Origin of the sequence: Streptomyces sp. NPDC058307 (assembly GCF_042880295.1) — a bacterium.
In the GTDB taxonomy this organism is placed as follows: domain Bacteria; phylum Actinomycetota; class Actinomycetes; order Streptomycetales; family Streptomycetaceae; genus Streptomyces.
In genome coordinates this window covers 1-9,260 of record NZ_JBHVYZ010000122.1, presented here as the reverse complement: position 1 = coordinate 9,260, position 9,260 = coordinate 1, and the positions used below count along the sequence as shown (strand labels likewise).

Genomic DNA, 9,260 nt, shown 5'->3' with positions numbered 1-9,260 from the left:
GTCTGATCCGCTCCGCGGATCAGACGTGTGTCCCGATCGCTCCGCGATCGTGCCTGGCTTAGTTTTCCTCTGCAGCTTGACTGTATTCAAGGTGAGTTGAGGGACCGTCCACTCCGTGGCCGGCCCTGGCTGGCTGGGAGAACCGAAGCTGTCCCGTCGGCCTCTTATTGGTGCCTTGTCAGATAGCGAACAAGGCAAGCACGGTGTTGGGGTGCTTCCTCGGTTCAAAACTATGGAAGATTTGAGTTTGGGGTCTCCCCCGCCACCGCGTTCCTTGAGCCGCCGCCCCCACCAGACAGCAAGACCCCCTCGGCCAAGGCTGGCCGCGGAAGCGCGCCATAACGCTCGTGCAACGGGAGGGGTTGTATGAGTGCGTCGTTCTCTCACCAATTCAACGTGCAGGCGGTCGCAACGGAAGGTGGGTCCGCCCAGTTCGGGACGAACGTGCTCGCTGGTCTCGTCGATGGGATCGACACGTTCCGACACGAGTTGGAGCGGAAGCGGCGATCACGCAGCCTGGGGCCCGGGATGCTCGCGGCGTTCTTGTGGGTGGACGACGCTGAACTGCTGCGCCGGATCGCCGAGTTCCCGTCCGCATGCGTGGTGGTCAGCAAGCAGCCACGGGGCCCGCGTTCCCTGGAGAAACTGCACAGGGTAGCCGATGCGGTGAAGGACGCGGCCGGCTTCCCTGCTCGGGCACTGCCTCATCTGGAGGGACTGCGCCTGCATGAGGACGGCGCGGCACCGGTAGTGGGTCCCGGCTCAACGTCACCGGACATCCAGCTGTCCGCGCTGCGCAGCCTCGGCTACCGCAAGGCCGGAGATCATCTCGTTCCGATCCTGCACACCAAGATGTTGCTGCTGGGTGAGCTTTGGTGGCACGACGAGGACGGATCGGGCACGGTAGCCGACGTCATCGGGTTCAGGCCCAGCCGGCTGTGGCTGGGGAGCGCCAACGGCACCGAAAGCTCTCGCCGTAGCCTGGAGTTCGGACTGTGGACGCAGGATCCCGGCCTCATGAAGGCTGCACAGAAGTTCCTGGTTGAGGTGGTGGCCCAGTCCGAGGAGCTAGACCCTGACAGCAACACCCTGACTCCGGACCTGGTCGAACCGGACTACGACGACGAGGAGATGTGGGAGGCGTACACGGCGCTCGCCGACGACGCACCCAACGAGGGCCACAGGGACGGCGAGTGACAAGCATGAGCGACACCGTCGCGCCCGGGTCGCCTCGTTTCGCCCTGCATACCCTGGGCTGGCGTGCCTTTCAGGACCTGTGCGCGGCTGTGCTGCGGGAGGTGTGGGGGCAGTCGGTGCAGGCGTTCGCGGACTCCAACGACGGGGGCAGGGACGGCGCCTTCTACGGCACCTGGCAACCGCCGGACGAGCTGGGAAGCGTGCGAGATCTGCTGCCGGGCCCCTTTGTGCTGCAGTGCAAGCACACCAAGAAGGCGGATGCCACACTCGCCCCGTCGGAACTCGAGGACGAGTTCACCAAGGTCCGCGCCTTGGTCGATCGCGGGGTGTGCGCGACATATGTGCTGCTGACGAACGCTCGGGTCAGCGGCCAGTCCGAGGAGGAGATCCGGCGGCGACTGCGTGCCTGCGGAGTGGTGCATCCCCTGGTCCTGGACGGGCAGTGGCTGAGCGACATGATCGCCTCGCATCGAGAGCTGCGGATGTTCGTCCCTCGTGTCTACGGACTCGGTGATCTGTCGCAGATCCTCGACGAACGCGCCTACACCCAGGCCCTGGTGCTGATGAGGTCTGCGCCGGAGCAGGTTTCCACGTTCGTCGTCACCAGCGCCTACCGCAAAGCCGCCCGCGCCTTGCGCGACCAAGGCTTCGTGCTGCTGCTCGGCGACCCGGCCGTGGGTAAATCCGTCATCGCCCTGATGCTCGCGATCAGTGCCGCCGATAACTGGGGCTGCGTGGCCATCAAGGCGCGGACCTCCGACGAGCTGGTGCAGCGCTGGAACCCGCATGAGAAAGATCAGTTCTTCTGGCTCGATGACGCCTTCGGCGCGGTCCGTCATGAGGAGATCCTCACCCACGCCTGGGCGCGGGATCTGCCGCACGTGATGAGCGCCGTGAAGAACGGGGCCCGGGTCGTGCTGACCTCGCGCCACTACATCTACAACGAGGCTCGGCCCCTGCTGAAGCCGTATGCCTACCCCCTGCTGCCCACGAGCAGCAGGTCACCGTCGACGTCGCCGACCTCGCCCGCGCGGAGCGGCAGCAGATCCTCTACAACCATCTCGCTGCGGGCGATCAGCCGGCAAACGTGCTCAGCCAGATGAAGCCGCACCTTGAGGCCGCAGCCGACGCCGAGCCATTCCGTCCCGAAGCAGCACGCCGTCTTGGACTCCAGGCCTTCACCACCGGGCTGTCCCAGACCTGCGAGAGCATCACGTCCTTCATGGCCCAGCCGCAGCAGCTCCTGATCGATATCTATGACCAGCTGGACGTGGACGCCCACGCAGCTCTCGCCCTCGTGTACGCCATAGCCCAGGACAAGGGGCTGCCCAGCCCGCTCGCCCTTGATCCGGTCCAGCGCGACATCATCGAACGGGCTGGTGCCTCACCCGGTGCCACCAGCCGGGCCATGACCACGCTCACCGGTACCTTCCTCACCGAGGCGACCGCCCTTGACGGGCAGACGTATTGGTCATTCCACCACCCCACTCTCTGGGAGGGCTTCGCTGCCTGGCTGACCACCCAGAGTCACTTGCTTCCCATGGTCCTCACCGGCATGACCGACCAGGCCCTGCTTTCCCGCACGGACTGTCTGCCCGACGGTAGCAAGCAACGTCAGGGCACTCTCCTGCGCATTCCGTCACCTCTATACCAGGCGACGGCCCAGCGGATCTCCCCGCTACTCCGACTTCGCCGCGACCCTCACATGGTGTTTCAGGATGAGTACGAGCGTGAGCAAAGCATCCTGTCCTACTTTTCGCGGGGCAGTAGCAACGGCTTCCTACACGCCTACCTCGTAGAAGATCCGGAACTACACACGGTGCTCCTGGACTTCGAGGCACCGGCCAAAGACGATCTCCGCCCACGGGTACTGGCCCGCCTCCACAGCGCCGGCCTGCTCCCCGAAGACGTCCGGCAGGAGGCGATCTCCCATATGACGGACCTGGCCGTCACGGCCCCGGACGCCTCGTGGATCGAAGACAACGACTGGCAGAAGGAGGCTTGGCACGTCCTTCTCACCGACGAAGAACGCGAGAGCCTGTTCGATCACGTGCGCCGTGAACTCGTTCCCCGCCTAGAACGGCGGGTAGACGACTGGGCCTACGAGTTCAAGTTCAATGGCGACACAGACAACGACCCCGTCGACGACGCACTGTTCTGGTACAGCCAAGCCTTTGAGCGACGACTAGACAATCGCACAGCCGGTGAGTTCGACCGCGCGCGCGACATCTACCAACAGGTCCGCGAGGAGCCGGACGAAGCCCCCCGCGGCGGGGCTCCCGGCCCCGCCCCCTACCGACGGGAGACCCCGCAGAGCACCCAAACGATTCCAGAACAGCGCAGTCTTTTCGACGACATCGACCGCTGATAGACGGCCAGAACGCCCATCATGGACCCCGCCTGCGCAGCGTTCCCTTGGTTTCCGCCACGCTCTGCAACAAGACCCATGCCACGACACCGCTCCCCAGCCGATCACGCGGGGCAGCACGAAGTACGAGGACTGGCGACCGAGTTGAGCTCGGCGGCCGGTCCTCACCCGTTCTCGGGCTTGGTGGTGCCAGGAGTGGAGATTGCCTCGATGCCGTACTCGGCGAGGGTCGCGGTCAGCATCTGCGTCTGGCCGGGCGGGAGTTGCCCGGCGTTCAACCTGGTGCGGGCCTTGGCGAGCCAGGGGCCGATCATGACGCGTTCACCGTCGACCTCCATCCACTCGCGGGCGCCGGGGGTGCGTCCCCAGCGCTCGACGAACATGCCGAGGATCCGCACGGTCTGGGCGAAGGTGCGCCGCCTCGGGGCGCTGGTGCTGGGGGGAGCCTGGTCGGGGGTGAGACCGATCCGGGTGAGCAGGTCGCGCTGCCCGGGGGCGAGTTGGGTCCAGGTGGTGAATTGGCGGTGCAGCCAGCTGCCGGCCTTCACCGTTCCGATGACCGTGTCGCGGGTCAGGGTGGCGGGGTGGGTGCCAGCTTCAATGTGGCGGCGGATGACATGGTACTTGCGGTGCCAGTCGGGGCCGTGCGGGAGTCTCCAGTCCGGGTCAAGGGCAGTGAGTTCGGCGTCGCGGGCGGGGGCTAGACGGCCGTTGCGGGCGGCGGTGCGCTGGTCGGCGAGGAACTGGCCGCCGGGCTGGTGGGCGGGGACGGCGAGGTGGCCGTGCTCGGCGTGGAAGGCCTCGACGGTGGCCATGTGCCCCTGCCAGAGGGCCTCGTGCTCGTCCCAGATCATGCCGAGCGCTTCCAGCTCGGCGATCCACGTCGCATCGAGGGCGCCCGCGCGGTAGGCGGTGCGCTGGCCAGTGATGAAGGAGCCCAGCCGGTAGCCGTAGGCGTCCTCGTAGTCGGCGGGCACCCGCAGGTGGCCGTGTTCGGCGTGGTAGCGGATGGCGGCGGCGAGACCGGCGCGGCGGGGGGCGGACAGGACGGCGCCGCTGGAGGGCCACACCAGCAGGTCGAGGGCGCGAGCGATCGCCGAAGGGTCGAGGGTGTGGTCGAAGCGGAAGCGGCGGGTGATGTAGGTGTGGGAGTCGCGGGCGGGGTGCTGGTTCTTGGCCCGTGGGGCGCGGGCGGCGATCGTCTGGTCGTGGTGGCGCAGGGCGGCGGTGACCAGCCAGAGGGCTTCGTAGGGGGTGCCGAGGAGGTCGGCGGGGTCGGTGCCGGGCGGGATGTAGGCGGGGATGACGAGGCTGGCCGTTTTCGTCTTGAGGGTGGGGGGTTTGCGCAGGGCGCGGCCGAGTGCTTGGACGATGCGGCGGACGCTGGCGGTGCGGTCGGCGAAGACGACTCCGTCGACAGCCGGCAGGTCGACGCCTTCGCCGAGGATCTTGGCGTTGGCCAGCACGCCCCGCTCGGCGTCGGTGAAGCGGGCGATGATGTCGGCGCGCCGGTAGGGGCTGTGGGTGCCGTCGATGGACTGCACGATGGTCTCGCCCGCCCAGTCGGGGCGCAGTTCGTCGGGGAGGGTGCGCAGGGTGTGGGCGAACTGGCGGGCGAAGTCGGCGGCGTCGGCGATCTGCTGGAAGTAGACGAACACGTGCCGCAGGTCCTGCTCGCGCATGGCTTTGAGGATGGCCAGGTGCAGGGCGGTGGTGCGGCGCGCGGTGGGCCCGGCTTCCGGATCGGTGAGCGCGGTGCGCAGTTCGGTGTCGGTGACGGTGGGGACGACGAGTTGGTAGTCGGCCAGGACGCCGTCGTCGATGGCGTCGGCGTGGGAGTAGGTGTGCAGGCGGGGGCCGAAGATCTTCGGTTGGTCCATGGTCGCCAGCAGGGATGGGTCGTCCCAGGCAGGTGCAGTGGCGGTGGTGCGTTTGGGTTGCGCCCTGGTGGTTGGCGGCTCGGTCAGGCGGGGAGCGTCCCACACATACGGGGTGGCGGTGAGGTAGAGGCGGCGCTCGGCAGGGATGCGCTCGTTGTCGTGCAGCGTGGTCCAGTTCTTCTCCCAGGTGCCGGCCGTGGCGTGGGCTTCGTCCACGATCAGCAGGCCGAAGAGGGGGGCGGGGAAGATCGCGGAGTGTTGGGCCTCTTCGATCTTGGACAGCGAGTCGTAGGTGAAGAAGACCGTGGCCTTGGGGTGGCGGGCGAGCCAGTAGGCCAGGTACTCCCCCGCGTTGGCCGAGTCGACCTCGGCCTCGGTGAGGAGCGGGTGGGAGGCGGCGCGCAGTGAGGAGACAGTGATCATCGGCTCGCGGCGGCCGTCTGCGCGGGCGGCCGCCGCCCACTGTGCGACCAGGTCCAGGCTGGGCACCGCCACCGCCAGGTGCCGCACGCCGAGTTCCTCGGCGACGCGCAGTGCGAAGATGGTCTTGCCGGTGCCGCAGGCTGAGACGGCGTGCCCGCGGGTGCGCGGGCGGCGCAGGTGGCGGACCGTGTTGGCGAGGCCCTCCTGCTGGTCCGTGCGCAGGACCAGACGCCCGGGATGTTCTGTGGCGGTGGGGCTGGCGGTCATCGCGCGGTTCCTCGGTATACGTGAGGGGCTGGCTCGCTTCATTCTCGCGTACAGCAGGGGTGCGGTGCAGTGTTTCAGCTTTGGCGGGGGCGCGCTGAGAGCGGTGCGCGCGCCCCGTGATCGGTGTTGTCGGTTGCGGATAGTGGGCGATTGCTCGGGGTCGGGCTGCTCTTCGCGTGTTTCATGCGGCCTGGCGGAAGGCTGGCTTGCGAGCCGGTCGGTTGGGCAGGCGCAGGAGGTCTTGCAGGGGTGTGCCGTGTTCGGCCCATCGGCGCAGGCGGTCCCGGTCGACCCAGTGCACTTGGTGGCGTTCGCCCCATGTTTTGGCGTCCCGGGTGAAGGAGCCGTTGGTGACCACGACTGCGGTGTCGGCTCCGTGGGCGGGGCCTGCGGTTCCTTTGACCTGGTACATCACTGAGGAGCCGACCTTGCCGGCGACGGTGGTGTGCTTGGCCTGCAGGACGATTCTGCCGCGCTGGCGGTCCTCGCCGATGACGTCTGCGGCCTGGTCTCCTTGTCGGCCGACCTGCCGTGCGTTCCAGCCGTCCCGCAGAAGCAGGTCACGTAGTGCGAATTCGAAAGCCCGGTCGTCCATGGCGTCGAGCTGTGCGAGCGTGATCCTCAGCCGGGCCAGCGTCTCGGCCCGCATCTTCCGGGCCCGTGCCGCACGCATCAGCCGCCAGGCCGCGTACCCGAGGGCGAGAGCCGCAAGGAGGGCGAACAACGGCCAGACGCGGACGGCTGCTTGCCAAGTGGCTGTGGCGATCTTGGCCAGCAGCCAGAGTACGGCGCAGGCGACGGCCGCGGCGGCGGCCTGTTCGTTGCCGCCGCGGGGTGGGCGCAGCCAGGGCGAGCGGCGGGGCATCAGCGGCCCACGCTCGCTGACACTGATGGTGTGGGGGTTTGCGGCGTTGTCGGGGATGCCTCTCCGAAGCCGATGAGCTGGCTCCATAGCCACACCACCGCAATCAGCCCTGCGATCGACCAGCCGCTCAGTTTCTTCGCGCTCGGGCGGGGTTTGCGGCGGTAATGACTTCGCACCTTGTAGTAGCCCTCGGGCGGCTTCGCCACTGCTTCCTCCTCCGTGTCGTCAGGCCGTCAACTGCGGTCTGACCTCTGGGAATTGGTGTAGCAGTGGGCACTGACAAATCCGCCGTTTTGATCAGTGGAAGCTATGGCGCTGCCTCGAAAACGCGCCGTGATGCGGGCATGCGTCCGGCGGTGTTCGAACATGCGGGACAGTGGCCCTCGGGCCTGCGGAAACCTCTGTCATGCGGACTGGACTGGCGTGTACTGGTACGGCTCTGGTGGCCGATAGGAGTGCTCATGCACCTCAGTGCTCTGATCCGTCACTTCGATCACATTCGGAAATGGCATGAAGCAATACGTGTTCGATGCGCTCCGTCTGAGAGGCAGGCGGCTGTCTTCAGAGGATGTGCGGTTTTCGACGCCGGGGGCGTTGTGGGGCTGCCTTTCTCGGCGGGGCCGAGGTGGCTGTGGGCAGCCCCGGCGGTTGTGGTTGCGCCTTGCGTCCACGGCGGACTGGATCGGCAGGTGTCCGTGGCCTGGGGACCTGCGTTCTGGTCGGCGAGGGCCGTGGACGGGTCCAGCGGTCCATCGTGCGGTCATTCGGCCGCTTCGGTCAGGTGTGTGAGGGTGGAGCCGTCGATGTGCTTGGCGATGTGCAGGCGCTGAGTGATACGGCGGCGCAGTTCCGGGACGTGGCTGATGAGTCCGACGGTGCGGTCGTGGGCGCGCAGGGAGTCCAGGACGTCGAGGACTTGGTGGAGGGTGTCTTCGTCGAGGGTGCCGAAGCCTTCGTCGATGAAGAGGGTGTCCAGTGCCTGGCCGCCGGCTTCGGCGGTGACGATGTCGGCCAGGCCCAGGGCGAGGGCCAGGGAGACGTAGAAGGATTCGCCGCCGGAGAGGGTGTCGGTGTGGCGTTTGTGTCCGCTCCAGGCGTCGAGGACCTTGAGGTCCAGGCCTGATTTGGCGCCTCGGGCGGCTCTGTCGTCGGAGTGGACGAGGGTGAAGCGGTGGTGGGACATGCGTGACAGGCGGGTGTTGGCGGCGTCGACGACGTCTTCGAGTCGGGCTGCCAGGACGTAGGACTCCAGTTGCATGCGGAGCTGGTTGCTGGGTGAGCCGCCGCTGATGAGGCCGTGGAGGTGATCGACGGTGCGGTAGGCGTCCTCGAGGGGTTCCAGCCGCTGGATCTGGGTGTCCAGCTGAGCGGTGAGGGTGGCCAGGGCGGTTGACCGGCCAGCGGCCTGGGTGGAGAGGGATGCCGTGCGGGTGTGGGTCGTGGTGGCGGTGTCCAGTTCGGTGACGGCGTGCTCGAGGTCGGCGGGCGGCTGGGTGATGGCTGCCTGCAGTTCGGGTTCGGCGAGACGGGCGGTCAGTACGAGGCGCTGTTCACGCCACTGGGTGATCTCGCTTTCGATCGCGGTGAGTTCGTCATCGGGCAGGCGGGCGGCCGAGGCCTCGGCCGGGGAGGTGAAGCCTGCCGCGTGCGCTGCCTCCTCTGCGACAGCGGTGGCGCTGTGGCGTTCTGCGGCGGTTGTTGCCACGGTGGCCGCGCACGCGGCGGCGGTCTCGAGGCGGCCGGCGTGCTGGGTGAGATGGGTGATGCGGTCGGCGAGTGTGGCGTGCCCGTTGAGGGCGGTTGCCAGGCGGTGGGTGAGCTCTTCGCGCTGGGTGTGCAGGCTGTCGTAGGTGGCGTCGGCGGCGCCCAGGCGTGCTGTTGCGGTGTTGCGGGTGTGTTCGGTGTCGGCCTGTTCTTTTTCTAGGAGGGTGAGTTGTTCGCCGGCCGGTCCGGCGTCGGCTGCCTGGGAAAGGGCGTCGGCGAGGTGTTGTTCGAGGCCGGTGCGGTGGGCGGTGATGTCGGCCAGGGGGGTGTTTCCGCCGGCTTCACCGCGTGCCGTGGCGGCCTGTTCGTTCAGCTGGGCCAGGGCCTCTTTGGCCTTGTTCTCGCTCTGCTGGGCGCGGGTGTAGGCGGCTTCGGTGGCCTGTTCGTCGGCGGCGGTGGGCTGGCCGGGCTGGGCAGTGGCGGGTGCGGGGTGGGTGGGGGAACCGCATACGGGGCAGTCTTCGCCGTCGACGAGCCGGCCGGCGAGCTCGGCGAC

At 67.9% G+C, this 9,260-nt stretch carries 7 protein-coding genes; 3 read left to right on the top strand and 4 right to left on the bottom strand.

What is annotated here, in order from left to right; translation table 11 throughout:
• The first annotated feature begins 366 nt into the window (after positions 1-366).
• Genes ACFVYN_RS40560 through ACFVYN_RS40550 form a run of 3 tightly spaced genes read left to right on the top strand, consistent with a single transcriptional unit; the run spans position 367 to position 3,565 of the window.
• Positions 367-1,197: a hypothetical protein gene (locus tag ACFVYN_RS40560; protein WP_390007776.1), complete on the top strand. Its 831-nt coding sequence runs from the start codon at positions 367-369 to the stop codon at positions 1,195-1,197.
• A 5-nt stretch (positions 1,198-1,202) separates the two neighbouring features.
• Positions 1,203-2,300 (top strand): restriction endonuclease, encoded by a 1,098-nt coding sequence (locus tag ACFVYN_RS40555; RefSeq protein ID WP_390007775.1) that lies wholly within the window; start codon positions 1,203-1,205, stop codon positions 2,298-2,300.
• Positions 2,285-3,565, top strand: coding sequence for a hypothetical protein (locus ACFVYN_RS40550; RefSeq protein ID WP_390007773.1), 1,281 nt, complete (start codon positions 2,285-2,287; stop codon positions 3,563-3,565). Before ACFVYN_RS40555 ends, ACFVYN_RS40550 begins: the two co-directional genes overlap by 16 nt.
• Positions 3,566-3,729: 164 nt before the next feature.
• Here ACFVYN_RS40550 and ACFVYN_RS40545 read toward each other — a convergent pair whose 3' ends face one another.
• The 4 genes from ACFVYN_RS40545 to ACFVYN_RS40530 form a co-directional block, all read right to left on the bottom strand.
• On the bottom strand, positions 3,730-6,135 hold the full coding sequence (locus ACFVYN_RS40545) for a Helicase associated domain protein (protein WP_390007770.1): 2,406 nt from the start codon (positions 6,133-6,135) through the stop codon (positions 3,730-3,732).
• A 181-nt stretch (positions 6,136-6,316) separates the two neighbouring features.
• On the bottom strand, positions 6,317-7,000 hold the full coding sequence (locus ACFVYN_RS40540) for a restriction endonuclease (protein ID WP_390007768.1): 684 nt from the start codon (positions 6,998-7,000) through the stop codon (positions 6,317-6,319).
• Positions 7,000-7,206, bottom strand: a complete 207-nt coding sequence (locus ACFVYN_RS40535; protein WP_356580889.1) for a hypothetical protein — start codon at positions 7,204-7,206, stop codon at positions 7,000-7,002. Before ACFVYN_RS40535 ends, ACFVYN_RS40540 begins: the two co-directional genes overlap by 1 nt.
• Before the next feature lie 554 nt (positions 7,207-7,760).
• The coding region (locus ACFVYN_RS40530) for an SbcC/MukB-like Walker B domain-containing protein (RefSeq protein WP_390007765.1) at positions 7,761-9,260 on the bottom strand (1,500 nt) is incomplete at its 5' end.

Excerpts from the sequence above, each read along its gene's own strand:
- ACFVYN_RS40560 (WP_390007776.1), top strand. The coding sequence starts at position 367 with ATGAGTGCGTCGTTCTCTCACCAATTCAACGTGCAGGCGGTCGCAACG.
- ACFVYN_RS40555 (WP_390007775.1), top strand. The coding sequence starts at position 1,203 with ATGAGCGACACCGTCGCGCCCGGGTCGCCTCGTTTCGCCCTGCATACC.
- ACFVYN_RS40540 (WP_390007768.1), bottom strand. The coding sequence starts at position 7,000 with ATGCCCCGCCGCTCGCCCTGGCTGCGCCCACCCCGCGGCGGCAACGAA.
- ACFVYN_RS40545 (WP_390007770.1), bottom strand. The coding sequence starts at position 6,135 with ATGACCGCCAGCCCCACCGCCACAGAACATCCCGGGCGTCTGGTCCTG.